A 22,943-nucleotide genomic window follows, 5' to 3' on the forward strand; every position below is an offset into this window, starting at 1 on the left:
CAACTCATCCAGCTCAACCTGCTCGGTTCGGCGTCTCTGGAAGAACTCCTGAATCCACGACGGCGAAGAAAAGATAATCTTCAACATCTCAGCCTATTAGAATTGGGTGCTTAGCCGGACAGCAATGCTTCAAGCTCAAGTCGGTACGGCTTATGACGCACTCAAGGCAGACCCGTCACGTACGGCTAGTGTCGCTCAAGTGCGCGACCACCTTGCAGCGGAGCACGCCAAACGATGAGCTACCGTGTTATCTTTGCCCCGGAAGCAGTGGGACAACCCAGCAGTTTTGCATGACCGCATAAAGTCTGTATTTGATAGCTTTGTGTACAGAGACCTGAGGAAATAAAATTAGAATTTTGGAGAAACTCCATTTTCAACAAAGAAGGACAAGCAATGCAAATTTCTGATGGGGAAATTAACTGGTTTTATACTATGGAAGGGCAGGGGGAACCAGTTCTCTTTCTGCATGGGGGCTTTGATACCTGCGTCAATTATTCAAATTTATTTGCGGAATTGGTGGATGACTTTTGCGTTATTGCCGTGGATAGGCGCGGACACGGAAGAACGGCGGATACGGATGCGCCGTTCGACTATGCCCTGATGGCGGAAGAGTTGGCTTCGTTCACCCGTAAATTAAATTTGTCGTCGTTTCATGTCATCGGTTACAGCGACGGTGCAAACATCGGGCTGCATATGGCAAGCCGTTTTCCGAAAATGGTAAAAAGCCTCATCGCCATATCTGGAAATTATAAGGGCTCGTCCGGTATGTCTGAAGGCTGCCTGAAAATGTTTGACGCGCTATCTGTAGCCTTTGTACGGGAGCATATGGCGGAAGTACTTGAGCAGTATACCGAATTGAATCCAAACCCCGCACCGGAAACTTTCATCGCCAAAACAAAAAAACTTTGGACCCAAGAAAGCATCATCAGCAGGGAACTCCTGACAACCTTACAGGTGCCGACACTCCTTGTAGGCGGAGACCGGGATATGGTACTGCCGGAACAGTTTGTGGAAATGAAAGCACTTATTCCAGATTCTTCCTTGCTGATGCTACCGTATTGCGGCCATTTTGTTTTTCAGGATTTCGCTTGGAGTTCCACTGCGTCTTTTGCTGTGCGTCTGTTTAAGGAATTTTTGTCCGCGCGCTTCGCTGAACATAATACGGACTTTATCTGATTTTGTACAAATAGCTTTGAAAAGAGTCATTTGAAAGTATTCATCCTCAAAGTATGAGACACGCTCATCCATACCGTTGTCCATACTTTTTGAATTTACGGCAGTGGCCTGGTATGTAGCTGAGTGCAAATATAGCGTTGAAATGCTTGTAATTAGCTGAAACCATTATCTATTAAAAAGCCAGCCAATTCGACTGCTAAGCGAGTATACGGGCTTAAACCTGTATCGAGAGTTCAAATCTCTCCCTCTCCGCCACATAGCAAGTAAAACCGCCAAGTTATCTGATGATAATTTGGCGGTTTTTGCGTTCAAAAAAGGCGTGTTTTTAGCGAGTACATGGCCGCATCCATACCGGCATCCAGCCTTTTGCTCAAACCTCTGCGAAAATATGCTTCACATGCATCAGAGTTAATGAATGGCAGTATCAGACATTTAATGAGAGTATTTTTGACTATTAAAAAAAGAAGTAAAAGATAGCCATATCGTATATTCTCCAGTGCAGTTTAGTAATGTGACAAAAACTACAAAAGGAGAATATTCATGGAAGACTATCTGATCGTCTGTGAACACGATGAAATGCTGTCTGTACTTAAAGCTGAATCTGGTATTGAAAAAACAATTGATGACTATATCCTTTATTCGGCATTATCTGGCAATCAAGGCCGCATTGCCTTAATTGGCCTTGGAGAGGTCGGGAGCGTAATAACCGACTATTTATATGAAAAGTTGCCTAAACTAGAGTACATGCTCGATTCATTCAGCTTATTGGATGAATATCGCTCAATGGATCTAGTGAGAAAGGAAGGAGAAGGAATATACAAGGCTGAACCTCTTAAACTGGTAATCATAGCTGGTAAAATTGAAAATTCAGATCATATTGATAGTATTTTTGAAGCAATAAAGCTTTCAAAGTCCTTTTTATGCGATGAAATATATGGATTCTTTATTATTGATGAAGATGTAGAGGGCTGTCTTATCCAAGACGAATGGCCTGAAATCAATATTACAACCGTTTCAGAAAAATCCGTTTGTCAGAAGTCCGAAACGTGTACTTTGCTCAAAATAGCCCCCACCGGGCAGCTTTTGTTGCGTTTGTATATAGCTGCCCTGCCCTCGATTGACGGATTTTTGAAAAACCAACAGGTCTCAGCATGAAAAAAGCGGCGAGCTGTCAGCACGATGGTTTGCCGCTTTTGGCGCTCTACAAGCAATGGGCAGTTTTCAGTAGTTGCCACACTATTTATATCCACCTGGCCTTCTACGGCCAACATCAAAAATATCAACAGATTTACCAGACCGTTCGCGGTTTTTCAATTTTTGACGCTTCAAAGCCTCAGATAATATATATTTCCCTATTGCAGCATTAAGTGCAAGTCCGTAATTTATTTTGTTTTCATTTGATATATTGATAGCGTATTCAAGTCTGTCTTTTTTCTCATCTGGTGAGAGGCCATAGAAAAAGTTACTATCACAATTTTTGCAGAGACAAAAAATCTTCATATCGAGCATAATCTCTATAGATGAATGTTCTTTACATAGAAAGCATCTACCTTTTGTGATTTTACTATTCTTTTTCATGGCATTATCCGTATGTTGTGTTGCTTAATTCAATTCATTCTTCACCAGTGTGGGCAGGGAGTTCACGATTTTGATGGTTTCAAGGCTCACGGTAATGACGCGCAAAAATAGTTCCAGCGGGTAACGGGGATTGTGCATGGTTTCAATGGCCCAATCGTTGGCGTCATTGACAATGCCGCTGGCTTTGTCCGTTTTTACGCACTGTCGCTCAACCACCCAATCCAGCGCGGGCTTGCCGTTGACCACATAGTCGTAGGCTTCAAGCGGAATGCCCGTAACGGTAACCTTGCTGTTATAGCGTAGCGTGGTGAGGTCTTTATCCTTGCCATTCCTGCCATAGGCCATCTTTTCCACCCGAAAATCTTGAGGTTGGCAGTCATCCAGCGTTTTGCCGTCAGCAATGGTGACGGTGGCCGGGTACAGCGCAACGCTTTCATAGCCGATATGCAGCTTTGCCAATTCGCGCCCGGCATTGCTGAAAGCCCAAAAATCCACAGCAGTTTTCACGCGAGGAATACGGGGCAATTCCTTGGCAAGGTTGTCTGCATACCATTCCCGGTACTGAGCGGAATGCAGCAAGCCGTAAATGTAATAGAACAAATCTTCCTTACTGATTTTTTCGCCAGGGTAGGCATTCTGGAAATGTCGTAAGCCTTCGTCAGTAATGGCGTCGCGACGGGTGCGCTGCTGCTGCGGGGCTGGTGTGTCAAACAAACTGCCTTGAGTCTGGGGAGCGGCTTTCGATTCGCCGGGTTCGTCATAAAGATAGAGCGGAAAGCATTGGCCTTTTTCCACCATATCAAGACAGGGAAGTTTAGCCGCCATAAGGGCTGAAACCCTGCTTTTTGTCCCGACACCTGAAACACAAATGACCATATTTTCGGCAGATGTGTCTGGAAAAATACGAGGCATTTGCAAGACCCTTTCGTTAAGCGCGCGGCTGTAGTACAGCCATTGCCGTGTGAAGGGGCGGTACTGGCTAGGAATGAGACTGCCATTGTTTAAGGAAAGTGTGCGGTTTTTGGCAAGTTCCTGTTTGAGATTCACAGTCCAGCTAATCTTTGTGGGGTCGGTATCAATGAAGGCTTCAAGTTCGGTTTCGCGTTCTTTTTTTGCCAGGTCCGGATGAGCGGCGTTAAATCGTTGCACTTCAGAATTATAAAAATCTATCATGCGCTGCATGTTAGTTGCCACGGCCTTTTGGCTGGCATTATAGCACCAAGCATCTCGATTGGTGGCAACCCCCAAGGAAAAGTTATCAAAGAGCTTGGTCGCATCACCTTTTTTATCCCCTAGAATAATAAATCGCCCAAAGCTCTCATCCCTCTGCTGGAGCCAGTCTCCGTGCTCATCCGGGGTGATATGCTGCCAGCCGTTGTCAGCAGTGATGCCGGAAATACTGGCATATTCTTGTATTTTTTCCAGTTTTTCTTCACGGCTCAAATAGTCACCAATGTCATGAAGGTAAATTTGGCCGTGTTCCTTGGCGTTGGGTTTTTTTACAAGCAGGGAAATGGCAATGGGCGCGCGGCTACCACTGCCAAAGATTTTTCCGCCTTCCCGGCGGGAAAGTTCACCAGAGGTCCGCTGATTGCCTCGTAAATGAAACACATAAATATTGGAAAATTCTTCTGCCAAACACTGGCGCAAGCCATCAGCCGTGTTGGCATCTAAAAAACCTGCGTTGGTGACGTATCCGATCACCCCCCGATTGCCGATACGGTCTGATGCCCAGCGGATGGCGCGAATGTAGCTATCGTATAACCCTCTCGTTAGTACAGCTTTGGAACGAACCGCATATGTCATTTCTATGCGGCCATCCAGTGAGGGATATGCAACATTTCTATTATTGTCATTTTGATTTCCCTGCCCAATGGAATACGGCGGATTGCCAATAATAACCCGTATATCCAGTTTTTTCTGACGCTTTCTGCGGGCGCTGTTGTCCACCAGAATCAGATCTATGAGATCTTCTTTTTCATACATCTGAAAGGTGTCTGTGAGGCATATGCCCTCAAAGGGAACATAGTCGCCACCCACGAGGGAATGATAGGTAGATTCTATATTGATGGCGGCGATATAATAGGCCAGCAACACAATTTCATTGGCATGAATCTGGTTTTTATATTTAGCTTTTATCTGTTCTGGCGTCATGAGGCCACTTTGCAGCAGGCGGGTAATAAAGGTTCCCGTACCTGTGAAGGGGTCGAGAATGTGTACGCCCTCACTGCCAAGGGTTTGCCCAAATTCCTGCTGCAAAATGTGGTTAACGCTGTGGATGATGAAATCCACCACTTCCACGGGGGTATAGACAATGCCAAGCCGTTCCGTCATGCGCGGAAAAGCATTGCGGAAAAATTTGTCGTACAGCTCCACCACAATTTTTTGCTTGCCCTGGGCGCTGTCTATGCCCTCGGCACGCATTTTTACACTGTCGTAAAATTTTTGCAGGGTGTCAGTTTCTTTGTTCAGGTGGTGCTGGTGCAAAATATCCAATATGCCTTGCATAGCCTGCGACATGGGGTTTTGGCTGGCAAAGCTGTAATCGCTGAACAGGGAGTCAAATACCGGTTTGGTAATGAGGTGTTGCGCCAGCATTTCAATAATATCGGCATCGGAAAGGCTGTCGTTGAGGTCATCACGCAACTCATCAGCAAATTCATCAAAAGCCTTGCGTTCTGCTGTATTTTCCGGGTTCTCAAGAATGGCGGTTATGCGGTCAATGTGGGTGCGGGCTATTTTGGCAATGTCTGTAGCCCATTCTTCCCAGTGGGTACGGTTGCCACACTTTTTGACCACTTTGGCATAAATGGCCCGCTCTATTTCGCCCATTTCAAAGGTAAGCCACGCAGGGGCTTGCGGCTGGCCGTGCTGGCCCAACGTCGCGGCCTCGCCCAGAGTAAAGCTGCCTTTGCCGCTGGCGCTGCCTGCTCCCCTGGCGGCGCGTGGGGTTGGCAGCTTGTCGCATACGGCAATAACTTCCATTTTGCGAGGTTCTGAGCCGATGAGTTCAAGTTTGTTGATAAGGGCGTCAAAACGGTCATCGTGCGAGCGTAAGGCCTGCAAAACCTGCCAGACCACACGGTAGGTGTTATTGTCATTCAGGGCTTCATGCGGCTCCGTTCCTGCGGGAATAACCACTGGCAGCACCACATAGCCACGCTTTTTGCCCGGCGCGTTACGCATAACCCTGCCAACAGACTGCACCACGTCTACCTGCGAATTACGGGGAGAAAGAAACAGCACGGCGTCCAGCGCAGGAACGTCCACCCCTTCGGAAAGGCAACGCACGTTGCTGAGAACACGGCACGTATGGGATGGGGTTTCCTCTTTAAGCCAGTTGAGCTTTTCCTCTTTCTGGCTGGCGTTCATACCGCCGTCAACGTGTTCAGCTTCGCATGCAAGGGCAAAGGCATCAGGGTATTGCGCCTTCTCTTCATCATCTGCTGACTGCTGATAGCTTTGCACCACGTTTTGAAACATTGAGGCAATGTTTTTTGAGCTGACCTTGTGCTTTCGACCTTTGTGATTAGCCTCAATGACCTGACAGAAAGCCACGGCCCGGTGCATGGCGGCACTGTCTTCGCCAAGCTCGTCAATGGTCATGCCCTGCTTTGAAAGCGCCTTCCAGCAGCCCACAATGCGGGCGGCATCGTCCACTTTGATCTGGTTATCCTCATCCTTGAGCAGGCCTTGCAAACGGCGGTTAATGTGGCTTTCTTCAATAGACAGCACAATAACCTTGTAATCTACCAGCAGCCCTTGGGCCACGGCCTCTGAAAACGTGATGGTGTGCAGGGTCTCGCCATACAGGGCGGGATCGTCCATTGAACAGAGAACGGCATTTTCCTTTTCGGCCAGCGCCTTGGCGCTATCGGCATAAATGCGCGGGGTTGCCGTCATGTACAGCCGTTTGGCGGCGCGGATGAAGTCTGCATTATGCACCTGCACAAAGTGGCTTTCATCGTCGTCGCCGAAGGTTACGCCCGTGGTGCGGTGGGCCTCGTCACAAATAATCAGGTCAAAGGGGGCAAGGCCATAGTCTTTCTGGGCGCGACTGACCACATCAATCGAGTGATAGGTCGAAAAAACCACGCTCATATGGCTGGCATCATGGCGGCGGGCCATTGCTTCAGCAAGGCGGGCGGCATTGGTGGTGGCAGGATAGCGAAGCTCATGCACAAGAGTTTGCACGGTGTCTTCGTCTTTTTTGGCTTTTTTGCCCACATCGCTGTCTGAGCATACGGCAAAGCTGTGCAGCGGCACGGCGCTTTCCTGCGTCCAGTCTGTAAGCGACTGTGAAAGCAGGGAGAGGCTCGGCACGAGAAACAGCACTCTTCCGCCACGTCCGGCCATGCTTTCGGCTATTTTGAGGCTGGTGAACGTTTTGCCTGTGCCACAGGCCATGATGAGCTTGCCGCGATCTGCCGTTGCAAGCTTTTCGGTAACATCGCCAACAGCATTGACCTGATGCGGTCGCAATACTTTTTTGGGCTTGAGGGCCGGGGCCGCGCCTGGCGCGTAGCTTGCCCAGTCTATCTGGCTGTTCTCAAGGTCATGAAGGTCTATTTTGCTGACAGGGGGCTGCTGATCTTGCAGCGCAGCTTCAGCATGTTCGCTCCAATTATTGGTAGTGCTGACTATGATGCGGTGGGTAAAAGGCTTTTTGCCGGATGCGGTAAAGAAGCTGTCTATATCCTTCTTTTGCAGGCGGTGGTCTTCTGCATACAGCTTGCACTGAATAGCATGAAACCCGCCAGTTCCGGCCACTTGCGCCACAAGGTCAATGCCAGTGTCGCGTGCATCTAGTCCTTGTTCTTTGGCCCAATCGGAATACAGCCAGACCTTGCTGTATAAATCCTTGTAAGATGCCTCATTCTTGAAATAGCAGACGATCAGCTTTTCAAAGTATGTGCCTTTTTCACGTTCTGTGAGGGCGGCATCACGATAGGAGGCAAGGATTTTTTGCAAGGCTGTCATGGTGTATCCTGTGGTTGCGAGGCAGTGGGGTAGAAACCGTACAGGTTGCATAAAACTTCGCGTTTGTACTGCATGGGCAGTAAAAACTCAAACCATACCCAGACAGGTGTTCATGCCTTGCGAAAGCCCTGTCCCTGAATTCCGCTGTTGGTGGCGTGGTTCCCGGCAGATTACCGGGAATGCGAATCCGTTGGAAGGTCGAGGGCCTTGATGTAAGAACGCTCCAGTAAAGTGTGCCTTTTCTTCGGTCATTCAGGGCAAGGCCGCGCTGTCTGAGCGCGCAGGCTGCGGGGCAGGGGGCATTCCCTGGGGATCTGCGCCGGTGCGTATGCCGGGCTGGCTGATGTTATGGTGAAAAAATGTGTCGTGAGCGCAGCGTATTGTACTCTGAGGAAAATTTGCCATACGTGAGGCAAAGGGAAAACATCATGCAGACACAGGTTTCTTTGGGCGCAGTATTTGCCGCGGAAAAAATAGTTTATTCGGCGCTCAAGCCCACCCAGCTGACTCCCTACCGAAACCTTTCCGAACTGATTGGCTGCCAAGTATACATCAAGCATGAAAATCAGCATCCGGGAGGGAGTTTTAAAATCAGAGGCGGCGTCAATCTCATGCACCATCTGAGAGAGGAGGGTGTAAGGGGAGTCATTACCTTTTCAACAGGCAATCATGGTATTTCCATTGCGGCATCAGCGCGACGATATTCCATAGATGCCACTATTGTTGTTCCTCAGGGCAGCAATTTGGTGAAAATACAAACCATGCGTGAATACGGTGCAACAGTATTGGAAGAGGGTAGAAATTTTGAAGAAGCTGCTGCCTTTGGTATGGAGTATCAAAGAAAGTATGGCCTGCGTTTTGTTCATGCCGCCAACGAACCACATTTAATAAACGGCGTGGGTACGGAATTTACTGAAATATTGCGGGAATTGCCGGATATTGACGCCATTGTCCTGCCGTTGGGCGGTGGAAGCGAGGCCGCTGCCGCGGTTGCCGTTTTTAAGCAGGTCAATCCTGCCATAGAGATATACGCCGTTCAGGCTGCTTCGTCGCAAGCCGCGTACCTTTCCTGGCAACAGGGCGCAATGTGCAAGGCAGACAATAAAACATTTGCGGGCGGATTTGCCACAGGTGAGGCATTTGCGCTGCCGTTCAGCATGTATAAGGATCAGTTGTCGGACTTTGTTCTTTTGAGCGAAGAGGAGATTTTGCAAGGCATACAGGCGGCAATGTACTGCACAAGAAATATGGCCGAAGGGGCGGGCGCGTCCGCCATAATGGCGGCAATAAAGCTCAGGGATAGGCTTCAGGGAAAAAAGGTCGTCCTGCAAATGAGCGGGGCCAATGAAACCACTGATGTGATCAAAAAATCGCTCTCCATGCCGATGTGTGAAGCGCTTTCTTAGTTTTTCTTGCATAGGGCTTGTCCTGGCAAGGGGCAGGGATTGTAGTGAACTTGCTCCCCCTTTGAGCAGGAGCAAGAGCTGGGCGAATTGCTTTGCCGCTTGTCCCTTGGCCTGCCAATGCCCGGTCCGGTTTGCCCTTCTTTTGCGCCATTGGGGCAAAAGCATGTTGGCGGAACCCTTTTTTCCGTTTGCGCACCTGAAATTGAGGATCGCCTGATCCCCACACAAAAAACTGCCAGCTCGGCCTCGGGCGTTGCGGCCTGCGGGCGCATGAGCCCCTTCATATGGGGTGAGGCCCTCCTGGTTTTTGTAATTTGTCCACGTTTATTCTGCTATTTACTGATAGCGGTAAGAGTATGCCTGATTAATTTGTCAGCTATTTATAAATCAGCTGTCGAGTATGAACAGAGGATGAAGAAAAGACCTCTCTCGAAATTTGGCGCGGCTCTTGTTCAAGAGTATAAAAGGCGGGGGTTTACGCAGTACAGCCTTGCCAAGAAAATGGAACGCAGCGCCCGCTATCTGAATAACCTTGAGCATGACCGAAGCGAACCACGCTTCACGACCATTCTTTTACTTGCCGATGCCATAGGCATGGACCCCGGCGAACTGGTGGACGCCGCAGCGCGGTTGACCTGGGCTGCCCATGAAGAAGAGGAAGCCGGGGCGATTACGCCAGAAGAAGAAAAAACTGCCCCCAAAAAGACCGGCAGCAAGAAAAGCCAGAAAAAATGATGACTTCTTGTCCGCCGACCAGTCCCCTGCATTCATGCGCCCATCACGGGATGCACTACTCATATCTTACCGGACTCTTTAAGTTTTACTAGTCCTTTACGGACGATTTCCAGCAGCAGTTCTTCTATTGAGCGTGGGTCTGCCCACGTCTCCTGGGTTTTTCTTGAAAATCCTTGCAGAGCAGTTAACTCATTTCATTCGTTAATTGCTCTAATTTCAGCATCAGCCGCATGCCCGCAGCCAGGGCCAGCATGTTTATGAATCTGATTCCGGTGTTCACGCTGATCTTTGGCATGATCATTCTGGGTGAGCGCCTTACTGTAGAACAGTGCTTTGCATCAGTATTGGTGTTGGGTGGCGTAGTGGTAAGCCAGCGGAGATAAAAGACCGCCCAAATGCTCTGGATAGGCGTCAGGCAAACGTCTTTGGCCGTTTGCCCTGTCCGCCGGGCATGCTGACCCGCAGGCGGGTTCAGCATGCCCTCGCGCCTTGCGCCTGTAACAGGCCCGATGATCGCGAACGGACTTTTGCTTTGTTTGTTATATCTGAAAAATTTAATTCATTTATTGTTTGCCTTGCGTGGCATATGCAGATCGAGGTTGCGTCATACGGCAAACTTCGGTTTTTTGCGCCTGCGCAAAGATTTTGACGGGCTGCGTGGTCGGTGTGTTGTGCGGCGCGGATTATGGGCTTTTCGCATGCGCTGTTTACGCAATCAGGCCGTGCAGCATTGTCGGGCCATTGGACGCCGTCAAAAATCCATATATTGGATAATAAAACATGTCATGCGAACTATAGTCTCTTGACATAAAATAAGAAAAACTACACAGTACATCTGCCAGAAGCAAGAATGAGTTTTATTATTGTTCCGGCTGCTCACAGCGCAGGACAACTCTATTTTTGCGCCTGTAGCGGAAATCGCCCCGTGGGTTTCCTCATGACGCCTTATTTATATGCCGAGCAGATTTTTTGCTGCTCGGCATTGCTGAAAATGCTTGCAGAATGTTTATTTGAAACGTTCTAGTAAAGCATTTTTCTGCGCTGAAGAAGTCTCTTTCAGCTCTTTATCCTATGCTGGTACCTTTTTTGCAATGAGTTCAGGATTGCGCCCGCATGCCGTATGCGGGGAATCCTTTCTATTCTTGTACGTATTTTAATCAGATGTTCTATAATAGATGTCTGTAAGCAAAGGGTGCATTATTATGGCAGACGTTAATCTTTCCCGCCCGGCCTCTGGACAGCAGCTTGTTATTCCCAGCGCTCCTGATGCCCGCCTGATTCTGGATTTTCCGGCAGACCAGGTTAGCATTGACCGGCCCGAAGGTTCCGGCAGCCTGTTTTTTCAGTTTGATGATGGTGCGTCCATAGAGCTGCAAAATTTTTACGGGGCCTACAATAAAGAAGCCCTGCCGGAGTTTGAGGTTGACGGCCAGCTTATTGCCGGAACCGACTTTTTTGAGGCTTTCGGTCCCGACCTTGTGCCTGCGGCAGGACCCGCTACTGCCGAGCGCGGCGCGCGCTATAACGAGTACTCCGATATGTACTCCGATATGGGGCTTGCCGAAGGCGTCTGGCATTTGAATGAGCTTGACTACCGTCTGGCTTTTGACGGCCCGCAAGCTGACGACGAATGGACGTATGGCGTTCTTGACAATGTCGCCCCCACGTTCAGCACCGGCGGCGCGCCCATCACTCTCGGGCTTACGGAAACCGGCTGGGACGGCAAAAGCACCATCGCTCCCGGTCCCGTGCGCGCCACGGGCAGCTTTACCGTGCGCGATCCCGATGGCGACAGCCTCACCGCCACGGTAACCATTGGCGGCAAAACTGTGGCGGTGAGCCTTGCCGGTCCCACCACGGTTGAAAGCGATTATGGTACGCTGGTCATTACGCCCAGCGGCCGTGGTTCCGACGTCACCTTTGATTTCGAGTATACCCTCAAGGAAGATCCGTACAGCAAGACAGACCGACTGGCGCAAGGCGAGCAGGTTACTGACGGCATCGTCATATCGGTCAATGACGGTATGGGGCATACGGTCACTCAGCCCATCAACGTGGTCATCACGGGCAGCAATGACGCGCCGGATATTGAGGGCGTGGATGATTTTGTGCTGAAAGATCAGGGCGTGTGGGCCGGTGGTGAGCGTTCAACCACGTTGAACAGCAATGAAAATAACCCCATCACGAAGGCCGGCACGGATGTGGGCCAGTTCAAGTTGGCCGACGGCGGCAAAATTGTGGCCGTTGACCCCGACCATGGCGACAAGCTGACCTATGATTTCGTTTCAATGACTATTGGCGGAAAGACGACCATTTTTGATTCCACCCACGCCGTTTCGGGCGAGCTTCCGAATGGTTTTACTAAAGGCTACGTCGTTGAAGACTACGGCAAACTCTATGTGAACTCCGAAACAGGCGACTACCGCTTTGAGCTGAACACCGCGACGGGCGACAGCGTGGACAGGCTGGCTGAAGACGAAGCTGTGACAATTTCTTTCACGCCAAGCGTTACGGATATGCACGGCGCGCTCAGCCTTCAGGACGGTGCTCCCGGAATCATGCGCGACGGCACGCCCACACCCGGCGGTGGAGCCGTTGATATCACCATCATCGGCAGCAATGAGCGGCCCACTGTGTTGAGCGACGCCACCTGGAGCGGCTCGGACACGCTGGTGGAGAAGGGCGTGGGCGTCAGCGGCACTGCCAGCATCAGCGGCACCTTTGTTGCCACTGATGTGGACAATGGCGATACACTGCACTACCGCCTTGTGGGCACAAACAACGACCTCCATGAAACGCTGTACCTTGTCAAGGACACTGTAACAGGCGGAATCAAGCTTGTTTCCACCCCTGGCAGCAATGGCGATGCGGACTATTACGGCAAGGTCAACATTGACCAAAACGGCAAGTACACTGTGGAATTGTTCAACGATTCTGAGGCCGTGCAGGAACTCAGGGGTGACGGAACCACAGACAAAACGTTTACCTTCACCGTGGCTGCTCAGGACAGCAAGGGCGCATATGTGGCGCAGAACGTGACCGGAAACATTGAAGGCACCAATGACGCGCCTAAAATAGTCTGGGGCTCCATCCACCTGCGCGAAGAAGGCGTGTGGAACAACGGGCTTTGGAACAACAGTAATGATAAAACTGTATCAGATGGAAAGAATAATGATGGATTTACCGATGATAAATACCATCGTACTGAAGTTACAGGACAGCTCATTGCTTCTGACGTCGATAATGATAAAAATGAACTGAGATACTCTATAGATGTCACAAGCGGCAGTGGGCTGAAAGAAAAATTCCCCTTTGAGTTTAAAAGCAATGTTACTGGGGAAAAGCTGACCATTAGCATTCTTGGCACTGAAGACAGTGAGACGCAACAGATAATTAAAACGAACTATGGCGACCTTGTGCTCGACAAGGTTTCAGGCAAGTTCACCTTTACTCTTGGTGGGGATGCCAACGCACTGAGTAAAGGGGAGAGTTTTCAATTTCATTTCACGACGGTGGTCAGCGATGGCAATGCCACCAATAACCACCAACTTGCTATCACCATTGAGGGCGCCAACGACAAACCAACGCTCACGTTTGTAGGTGGTCCCGGTGTGGATTCTGGCGATTTGAAGGTGACAGAAGCTGGCTTTGGTGTTGGGCACAAGGCCGTTTCTGGCAATGTGCAGGGGTATGACCCTGACTCCGACGCCTCCCTGTCCTTTGGTTTGGCCAAGGGCCACAAGACCGACGTCAGCGGGCGCAACGTGGCCTTTGGGGATGCGGCAAAAGAAGGGCTTGGCGCAGGCGTGACAAGCTTGGTGGGTGAATACGGCAAGCTGACCATTGATAGCAATGGCAAATATACCTACGAGATAGACGAGAACAAGGCAAACTTCCTGGACACCGGCGATACGCGCACCGAAGAATTCACCATCTATGTGCGCGATCAGTACGGCGCGTGGGATGCAAAGCCCATCACCGTTACGGTTATGGGTACCAACGACGCGCCCACCATTGAAATCACCAACGTGACCGTCAAGGAAGCTGGCGTGTACACCGTCGGGGGCGAGCCCAACCAGAACGCCATCAACAACGGCACCTATACGCTGAACAGCAACGAGAATAAGGATATTACGGGAGATGGCGTCGATGCCGGACAGGCCAGGGGCACAAGTGTGGGCGGCAAGGTCGTCATTTCCGACGTGGATCATGACGACAACGAGCACCTGGCTTGGGGCTTTGAAGCTGTCGATGGCAAGCTTTTGGAGGTCAGCGGAAAAAGCACGACCTTGGGGGAAGACGGAGGAGAATCCGTCACGGTCTTTGTGCGTGGGGACGGAACCCTCACTGCTACAGAACCGGCCGACAACAACTACTATGGCTCGCTGACAATTGACGCCACGGGCGACTACACCTTTACGCTCAACAATGCGGAAAACAGCCCCGCGGACAAGCTTGGCGAAGGCGCTTCAAAAGATATTACAATTCTCCTCTACGCCAACGACAGCGGTGAGGGCGAAAATCATGCCGACGTAGGGAAAAATATTACCATCACCATCCGTGGCAGCAATGACGCGCCCACGGTCAACACCACTGACTCTGTTTTGTCCGTCACCGCCACGGAAGATGCTGCCGCTGGCGGTGGCAATATTGCTTCTTCCGACCGGGATACAACCGACACGCGTTTTTATGGCTTTGTTCTCGATGCGCCCACTGGCGACACCCCCACTGCGCAAAACGATTCACCGAATGACGAGCATGTGTATCAAACCCTCTACGTCAAAGTTGGAGACAACGGCCCGGTGCTTGTGTCCACGCCTCCCGATGGCAGTAATGACGGCTATTACGGCAAGGTGGTGATGGACTCAGATGGTGCCTACACCTTCACGCTTTACAACGACTCCAAGGACGTGCAGAGCCTGAGTGCCGACGATGCGCGCAGCCTTAAAATCACCGCCGTGGTGATCGACAATCACGGGGCCTATGACCACGCCACCGTCACCCTGAACATCCAGGGCGCGAATGATGCCATCAAGGTTGAGGGCAAGGGCGCACAGGTTGTTCAAACCTGGGAAAAAGGCATGGTGCAAGACAGTGCTTTTACGCTCCCGAACACCGAGTACAACGGTGGCACGGCTGAGGGGCAATTCAGCATTACCCAGGTGGATGCGGGCAAGAATTCTCTCCAGTACGGCTTCAAGGTAACAACGGTAACAACAGTTGATGGCAAGGAAGTTTCCGTTGTCACCTACCATGCGGGTTCGTACACCAATGAGTACGGCACGTTCACCATTGGTGCGGACGGCAAGTACACCTTTGTGTTGGATAATACCGCCACGGCCACACAAAACCTCGAGGCCGGGCAAACTGTCAAGCTGGGCAACGTTGAGCTTGCCGCGTGGGATACGCGCCACGGCACACCTGGCGCGGACGGGGTTTTGCCCCCGGCGACGCAAAAGCTGGAAGTGTACATCAACGGCACCAACGACAAGCCGACGCTCAACATTGACACGCAGCCCACATATACCGAAGACGGCGTAACCGCAGAAGGCAAAGCCATCACGGGCACGCTGAGCGTCAGCGATCCCGAACAGACCGGGGGTGAAACGGTTGCTGGCAAGGATTCAGGCACTCACGGCGAGTTCACCTTCTCCCTGGTGGGCAGCGCTGCCGCTACCGAGGGCGACAGCACCATTATGGTGGGCACGTACGGCTGGATGCAGATCAATGAAAAAACCGGGGAATACACCTACACCCGCACCAGCGACCTCGACTATCTGAATTCCGGCCAGTCCGTGAAGGAAACGTTCTATGTGCGCGTCATGGACGCCAACGGAACCCACTCGGACATCAAGCCCCTTGTGGTCACGCTTACGGGGCAAAACGATGCGGCCTCGGGTATGGACGGCACGGGCCTCACCGTGCACGAGCACGGCGTGACTGGGGATGCGGCGGCGGCGACTGGCTACCTGAAGTTTGACAAGGACACGTTCCTTGGAGCCAACAAGCTCACTGGCGGCAAGGGCACGGACGAGGTCAAGGTCACTGATGTGGACAATACAGACTATGGTCACTTCAAGGTTAATGGCACAGCCGAAGACGTGAAAATCGTCGCATCGGAGGGCCTTACGGTGGTGGGAACGGCCGAGGTCGATGGCAATGTCATTACCACCGAGTACGGCACGTTTACCTTGCAGGCAGACGGCCAGTACACCTTTGACCCCAAAGACAATGCCACTATGAACGTGCTCAAGCCGGGGCAGAGCATCACCATTACTGTGCCCATCCAGGCCGAATCCGCGGCAAATGCCCATGGAAAGAGCGGTGTAGATGGCGCATATACGGGAACAGACACCGCCACCGGCACCATCACCATCACCATCCAGGGCACCAACGACGCCCCGGTGGTTGAGGCGGCGACCAATGGCAAGCTGTATCAATCGTTTGAGAGCGATCTGTCCGCCACGCTCCACGAAACAAATACCTTCACGGTGGACAACACAGGCACGTCCCTCAAGCTCACGGACAGCGAAACCGCCACCTGGCGTAATGGAACGTCCACGGGCCTTACGGTGCGTGGAAACCTGAACGATACGCATCTTGTAACGGACGTGGACAATACCAGCGATGAGCTTTCTTTCTTTGGTGTCAAGGATGACGGAAGTGGGGATCTGACTCAGAACATTCAAGGCAAATACGGCATGCTTATGTTGCTGCCCAATGGTGAGTATCAGTATGTGCTGGACAGAAACAGTGATGCTTACAAAAAACTTGATGGCGGGTTTTTGGGGAAGGATAAGACCGACACTGAAACCTTCACCATTTATGTGCGCGATACGGATAATGCCGTGGCTGAAAAACCCCTTGAGCTTGTTATCAATGTCACGGGCGGCACACCCACCCTTGGGGATGGTTCGTTTCTGCCCATGCACGTTAAAAGTGACAAGGGTTTTGTAGTAGAGGACACCACGTTCTTTGCCAAGGGTAATGTGCAAAGTAATATACTTTCGGGTTCGCAGGATTCCGATTTGCGCATCACCGGCTACAACGGCGACGCCAGCAAGCATGGAAGCACCGTTAACACCGAGTATGGCACCATTAGCCTGCTGCCTGACGGAAGGTACACCTATGTGCTCAATAATGACGCCAAGTGTGTGCAGGAACTGGGTGAAGGCCAGACCATCACGGAAACCTTCACGGTCAAGAGCGGGGCTCTCTTCGGCAACACCGCCGTCATCACCATCACCATCACCGGCACCAATGACAAGCCTGTAGTTATTGACCAGGGCGACACGCTGACCCAGCATCAGAGCAATACTGACGCGAACGGAGATGGAAAGCTGGATTGGACGGGGACTGTCACGGACACCTTCACAGTGCGCGACATTGACAAGGGCGAGGCTGCAGGGCTGAAAATTGAGGCTGTGAGCGGCGGCAAGGACGTGAGTGGCAATGGCCCGTGGATCATCAAGGGCACGTATGGTCAGTACGAAATTACCAGGGGCGATGTAAAAAACGGCACGGACGCCACGTTCAGCTACAGCTATACCCTGTACTCCACAAGCAAGGACTACAACGGCAGCTATGACGACAATGTGACGTTTGCCATTTCCGACGGCAAGGGCGGCACCGTAAACAAGACCCTGACCACACACCTCACGGCGGATAATGCCGCGCCCACAGTGGACAGCACTGTCACACTTGCCGGCACGGTGACTGAAGACGCCTTTGCGGGCAAGACCCAGGTGGAAGTGGGAGGAAGCGTCAAGGGCGCCTTTACGGATACGGATATCAAGCTGGGCAGCGACCTCAGCGGGGCTGCGGGCAAAGGAGACACCCTGACCTTTTCCATTAACGGCACCAGCAGCATGGCCAAGGGTACATATGGCACGCTCTTCCTCAATGCGGACGGCAGCTACCGCTATGTGCTGGACAACAACAATCCTGCGGTGCAGGCACTGGGCAAGGACGCCGAAGCCCATGACACCTTCACCGTCAAGGCTTTTGACGGCACAACCCACAGTGATGGCGCAACGCTGACCATCACCGTTGTGGGCACCAACGACGCCCCTGAACTGACGGTAGGCAAGGTGCTGACCATCACGGAAGACACAACGGCCGCCGTGACCGGGCAGGCCAACGTCTATGACAGAGATGCGGACGATAGCCATACTTTCTTCATCAAAACAGGCATTGACGACAGCGGCAAGCCCGTTGGCAGCAGCAGCATCACCAATCAGTACGGCACATTCACGGTGGATAGTAATGGCAAGTACTCCTTTGAAATTGACAACTCTCTTGCTGTCGTTAAGGCCCTCAAGGCCGGTGAGCTTGTGGAAACAAAAGCGACCCTGGTGGTGGACGACGGCAATGGAGGCACGGCGGAACAGGAGATTACGGTCAACATCAAGGGTACGGCCAGTGCGCCGGAAGTGATTGCCGTCACCGGTGACAAAAATCCTGATCTGCCGTCGGATGATAAGGACTACGGCTACGATATCAATGCCGTTTCCAATGTGGGGCAAGGACATATCTATGAGGCCAGGGGCCAAATTATCGCCAAGGACTATGAGGCGGGCAAGGCTCCGGTCTTCACGGTAAAAACGCAGGGCGCCTACGGCGAACTGACCATCAATGAGAACGGAAACTACATCTACAAGGCGGATGCGGCCAAGGTGGAAGCTCTGTACGACGGGGAAAAGGTTCAGGACGAGGTGACCATATTGCTTACGGCCGCCAACGGCCTCACCATCGAAAAGAAACTGGTCATTGACATCCTGGGTGCTAACGACGCCCCTGTGCCGCTGCCGGCGGCAGACACGCCCGAGTGGGGCGGCACACTTGCCTGGGATCAGGATGGGGACAGCTTGACCTTCACGCATGACACGCAGAGCGCCACGGGCATACATGACCTTACGTTTGGCAAGCTCGTAGTGGATGCGGATGGTGCGTACCGCTACACGCTCAATATGGATGAGGCCACCATGGAGCACTTGAGCAGGCAACCGCTTGTTAACGGTAGCATCCACGAGAAACCCTTTGCCTTCACGGTCGATGACCATGCAAAGGAGGGTATCCCGGTGGAAGGCTCCCTGAACATCAAAATTGACGTGGACAACTGGGACGGACACGACGGCATGCTGCTCTTCGGCGATGCTGGCAGCAACACCTTGGACGGCGGCTCCGGCAACGACATCCTTTCCGGCGGCGGGGGCGACGACACCCTGTACGGCAACGGCGGCGATGACTATCTTTTCGGCGGCGCGGGTGATGACTACCTCTTCGGCGGCGCGGGTGATGACTATCTCTTCGGCGGTTCCGGCAACGACTTCCTTGACGGCGGCGAAGGTAACAATCACCTCTACGGCGGCGACGGCAATGACGTGCTGGTCTTCCACCAGGGAGACACTATTGATGGCGGTGCGGACTTTGACATGCTGGTGGTCAAGGGCGGTAGTGTGGATGGCCTGTTTACAGGAGCGGAACACGCCAAGGGCGTGGACAGCATCACAGGCGTGGAGGTAATGGTCAGCACTTCCGGTGATGCTTTGAACAACCTCACCGATATGGCGGAAATTGCTTCCAAAACCGGGGTTTCCATCAGCACTGGCAGTGACGGCAGCACCGCTGTGTCATTTGATGCTTCGCATACATGGACAACCACAATGCAGACTGCGAGCAATGGCACCTTGTGGGAAGTGTACAGCACAACTATAACTACCGACAGCGGGAATGATGAAACCGTACAAGTTGCCGTGCAGCACTTGACGACCAGTCTGGGCGGGTAGAGCATTTCACACTTGAAATGCTCTACAAGGATTTGTCTCCAAATCCTTGTCGCCAAATGATTGTAGGGCGGCTTTGCCGACCGTTAAGCAATCATTTGAAGCGTTAATTGCTCTAGTGGCGCGGCATGCCCCTCTAGGCAGGTAAATAACAAGCCCGCCCGCACTCTCCAGCGAGAGTGCGGGCGGTTTACATTTTTCGCTCGCTGCGGAGCGAAAAGTCAGGTGCAGCTATCGGTTACAGGCCCAGATCACGCAAAAGGTTGTCCACAGCCATATGGCCCATGCTTTCCGTGGCTCCGGCAGTGGAGGAAGAGCAGTGCGAACCCATGACCAGGTTGTCCAGCGCATACCAGGCCGGATCAGCCGGGGGCTCCTGCTCGAACACGTCAAGCCCCGCGCCGTAGATGCTGCCAGCCTGCAAGGCGGCCAGCAGGGCCGTTTCGTCAATAAGGCCGCCGCGCGCGGTATTGATGATGACCGCTGTTTTCTTCATGGTGGCGATGCGCCCGGCATTGATGCAGTTGCGGGTTTCGTCCGTCAGCACCGTATGCAGGGTGATAAAGTCCGCCTCGCGGCAGATGCGGTCAATGTCAGCACGTTCGACGCCTTCGCTTCCGGCCCAGGATTCGTCCCACGCAATGTCATGCGCAAGAATCTTCATGCCGAAACCCTGCGCCCGTTTGACAACGCAGCGGCCGATGGCCCCAAGGCCGATAATGCCCAGAGTTTTGCCGTACAGGTCAATGCTGGTGATCTTGCTCCAGTCTTTCTCACGGCAGCGGCGGTCGATAAGTCCGGCCTTGCGCGCCACCATAAGCATGAGCGTCAGCGCATAGTCGGCCACGGCGTTGCTGTTGGCCCCAACCGTGCGCGAAACCGCAATGCCGCGCTGCTTGCAGGCTTCAAGATCAATATTGTCCAGGCCCACACCGTACTTGGCGATGGCTTTAAGCTCCGGCGCTGCGGCCAGCACATCGGCGCTCATAGGGTCCACGCCCAAGATGACGCCCTGGCATCCGGCCAGTTTTTCGCGCATCTGGTCGGCGGAAAGGATGCCGCCCGTGTCGTTGCGCACTACTTCAAGACCGGCCTGTGTCAGACGGTCAAACAGTTCGGGATTGGTTTTGCCAAAAGAACGGGGTGTAACAAGAATTTTCACTGCATTACCTCTTGGGGGCGGAGTGGGGCGCAGGGCAGGGCAAAAGCCCGCGAAAATGCCGAGCGGCTGGCGTACAGGCTTACTCCAAGAGCGGAAATTGTCAACGCACCGCACCTGCATGACGGGGCCGCCAGCACAGTTAGAGCATTTTAACTTTGAAAAAGTGTAAATGCTCTAACGCTGCACGAAAGTGCAGCGCGCCACAATGTGGCGTGGATTCAGCCGAAAATCGCATTTTTCGGCTGAATGAAAACTTTGAAATGTGAAGCATTTCAAAGTGAAAATGCTCCAGGGGCTGATGAAAAAAGCCCCGTCAGGGCCGCTTGAAAATGAAATGGATTGACGGACTTGCAAGGATTTTTCAGAAAATCTTTACCGTCAAATGCTGGGAGACAGATTTTTGCCTGCCGCTGCCGGTCATTCCACGCGCCAGGCGACCCAGGCAGCCGTGCGGTCAAATGCCCGGACGGGCCGTGTGCGGCGCGTTGAACGTATATGGCTGCACACGTGCAAGACCCTGGCGGGGTTGCACGCTAGACACTGTCTAGACTTCGATATTGAGCCTGTTGCCGATGCCCTGTGCCGCCAGACCGGCATTTTTATCCATAAGGGCCTGCACTTCCTGCCCCTTGCTGATGCTGCCGTTGATAACGGCGGCAGCCATGCTTGCCTGAAAATCCAGGGCTTCACGGCTTATGCTCACGCTCATGCCCATTTGTACGTCATTCATGGTCTGCTCCTTTGCGGGAAAATCCACCCGCATCACTCTTATCGGCGGTAAAGCCGCAATCCTTAGAGCCGTTGCCGGTAAAAGCGGCTCCACCTGGCGGCGGTAGCCACTGTCAATGAATAAAAACAGTATCTGCTGGTGGTTAGAGCAATTCATCTTTGAAATTGCTCTGGCGGATGCGGGAGCAGACGCCCGCCGCGGAGGCGTAAGCGCAGTTTATCTGCGCGGTTAAACGCCGGAGCGGCGTCTTGGAAGCATTGAGAATAGATATTCTCAATGCGAAAATGCTATCTATAATGCTGCTGGCGGCACTGTGGTGGACGCCTTGGGCCGTGTTGAGCGCGCCCGCCGGAACAGAGCCTGTGTCAGGCGCGCCTGCTGCCCGGAGCGTGCCGTTTGAGTGCGGACAAAGCGCCCGCTGTATTGCGGCGGCGGGCGCGAACGTGTACAAGGGAAAAAACACAGGATATTGCTATGAGTGAACTGCACGACCTCAAGGCCACGGCCATGCCCTTGCTTGACAGCGTGGTTGAGCGCCTCTGCCATCCATCTTCCCTTGACGCGGTGTGGCACCGTCCGGCAGCGGGCGCGGCCATGCCATCGCTGAAAGACCTTTCGGAAGTGATGGACAGGCTGCGGGCGGCCATTTTTCCAGGTTATTTCGGCCCTGCGCGGGTGTGGCGCGAGTCCATGCGCTATCACCTGTCGGCCAACCTCGACACCATTTATCGCATGCTGTGCGAGCAGATTGTGCGGGGCTTCTGTTTTGGCTGCGAGGGTGACGGCAATCCCTGCACTTCCTGCGAAATGGACGGCGAAAAAGCCGCCATTGCCTTTATGGACAGTCTGCCGGAAATCCGCCGTCTGCTGGCAGGCGACGCCAAGGCCGCCTACGAGGGCGACCCTGCGGCCACAAGCCCTGGCGAGGCCATATTCTGCTATCCTTCCATGCAGGCCATGTTCCACCACCGCATTGCCCACGAGCTGTACAAGCTTAACGTGCCGGTGATTCCGCGCATCATTTCTGAAATGTCGCATTCGGCCACAGGCATAGACCTGCACCCCGGCGCGAGCATTGGCGAAGAATTTTTCATTGACCACGGCACGGGCGTGGTTATCGGCGAAACTTGTATTATCGGGCGCAACTGCCGCCTTTATCAGGGCGTGACCCTGGGGGCTTTGTCGTTTCCCAAAAATCCGGACGGCACACTGACCAAGGGCATACCGAGACATCCCATCTTGTGCGACAATGTCACGGTGTACGCCGGGGCCACCATTCTTGGGCGCGTGACCATCGGCAAGGGGGCCGTCATCGGCGGCAACGTGTGGATTACCCAGGACGTGCCTGAGGGCGCGCGCATCCTGCAGGAGCGGCCCCGTGGCTAGCTTGC

Annotated in this window: 12 protein-coding genes; 7 read left to right on the forward strand and 5 right to left on the reverse strand. The window is 52.8% G+C overall.

Annotated elements, in window-relative coordinates:
- Positions 1–393 precede the first annotated feature (393 nt).
- Together V6C07_RS01345 and V6C07_RS01350 are read left to right on the forward strand one after the other, a co-directional pair.
- A complete protein-coding gene (locus V6C07_RS01345) occupies positions 394–1,176 on the forward strand; it encodes an alpha/beta fold hydrolase (protein WP_333534597.1) in 783 nt (260 codons plus the stop codon).
- A 540-nt stretch (positions 1,177–1,716) separates the two neighbouring features.
- Complete coding sequence (locus tag V6C07_RS01350; RefSeq protein ID WP_333534598.1) at positions 1,717–2,331, forward strand: hypothetical protein; 615 nt, start codon at positions 1,717–1,719, stop codon at positions 2,329–2,331.
- Between the two features lie 81 nt (positions 2,332–2,412).
- On the opposite strand, the gene V6C07_RS01355 is transcribed toward V6C07_RS01350, so the two are convergent.
- Complete coding sequence (locus V6C07_RS01355) at positions 2,413–2,754, reverse strand: hypothetical protein (RefSeq protein WP_333534599.1); 342 nt, start codon at positions 2,752–2,754, stop codon at positions 2,413–2,415.
- Positions 2,755–2,778: 24 nt separating this feature from the next.
- Positions 2,779–7,734: a DEAD/DEAH box helicase gene (locus tag V6C07_RS01360; protein ID WP_333534600.1), complete on the reverse strand. Its 4,956-nt coding sequence runs from the start codon at positions 7,732–7,734 to the stop codon at positions 2,779–2,781.
- Positions 7,735–8,162: 428 nt separating this feature from the next.
- Between V6C07_RS01360 and V6C07_RS01365 the strand changes: the two genes are divergently transcribed.
- Together V6C07_RS01365 and V6C07_RS01370 are read left to right on the forward strand one after the other, a co-directional pair.
- Positions 8,163–9,140 (forward strand): threonine ammonia-lyase, encoded by a 978-nt coding sequence (locus V6C07_RS01365; protein ID WP_333534601.1) that lies wholly within the window; start codon positions 8,163–8,165, stop codon positions 9,138–9,140.
- 117 nt (positions 9,141–9,257) lie between these two features.
- Entirely contained in the window at positions 9,258–9,875 is a 618-nt protein-coding gene (locus V6C07_RS01370) for a helix-turn-helix domain-containing protein (protein ID WP_333534602.1), read from the forward strand.
- Positions 9,876–10,059: 184 nt separating this feature from the next.
- Here the strand turns inward: V6C07_RS01370 and V6C07_RS13360 are convergent, their stop codons facing one another.
- A complete protein-coding gene (locus V6C07_RS13360; RefSeq protein WP_442886167.1) occupies positions 10,060–10,353 on the reverse strand; it encodes a hypothetical protein in 294 nt (97 codons plus the stop codon).
- 372 nt (positions 10,354–10,725) lie between these two features.
- Between V6C07_RS13360 and V6C07_RS01380 the strand changes: the two genes are divergently transcribed.
- Both V6C07_RS01380 and V6C07_RS01385 read left to right on the forward strand, forming a co-directional pair.
- Positions 10,726–10,899, forward strand: a complete 174-nt coding sequence (locus V6C07_RS01380; RefSeq protein WP_333534604.1) for a hypothetical protein — start codon at positions 10,726–10,728, stop codon at positions 10,897–10,899.
- A gap of 178 nt (positions 10,900–11,077) precedes the next feature.
- Positions 11,078–19,663, forward strand: coding sequence for a VCBS domain-containing protein (locus tag V6C07_RS01385; protein ID WP_333534605.1), 8,586 nt, complete (start codon positions 11,078–11,080; stop codon positions 19,661–19,663).
- Between the two features lie 235 nt (positions 19,664–19,898).
- Here V6C07_RS01385 and V6C07_RS01390 read toward each other — a convergent pair whose 3' ends face one another.
- Positions 19,899–20,822, reverse strand: coding sequence for a phosphoglycerate dehydrogenase (locus V6C07_RS01390; RefSeq protein ID WP_333534606.1), 924 nt, complete (start codon positions 20,820–20,822; stop codon positions 19,899–19,901).
- A gap of 544 nt (positions 20,823–21,366) precedes the next feature.
- Positions 21,367–21,552: a hypothetical protein gene (locus tag V6C07_RS01395; RefSeq protein ID WP_333534607.1), complete on the reverse strand. Its 186-nt coding sequence runs from the start codon at positions 21,550–21,552 to the stop codon at positions 21,367–21,369.
- A 474-nt stretch (positions 21,553–22,026) separates the two neighbouring features.
- Between V6C07_RS01395 and epsC the strand changes: the two genes are divergently transcribed.
- Positions 22,027–22,938, forward strand: coding sequence for a serine O-acetyltransferase EpsC (gene epsC / locus V6C07_RS01400; protein WP_333534608.1), 912 nt, complete (start codon positions 22,027–22,029; stop codon positions 22,936–22,938).
- Positions 22,939–22,943 lie beyond the last annotated feature (5 nt).

Origin of the sequence: Desulfovibrio sp. 1214_IL3152 (assembly GCF_036763055.1) — a bacterium.
Lineage (GTDB): Bacteria > Desulfobacterota > Desulfovibrionia > Desulfovibrionales > Desulfovibrionaceae > Desulfovibrio.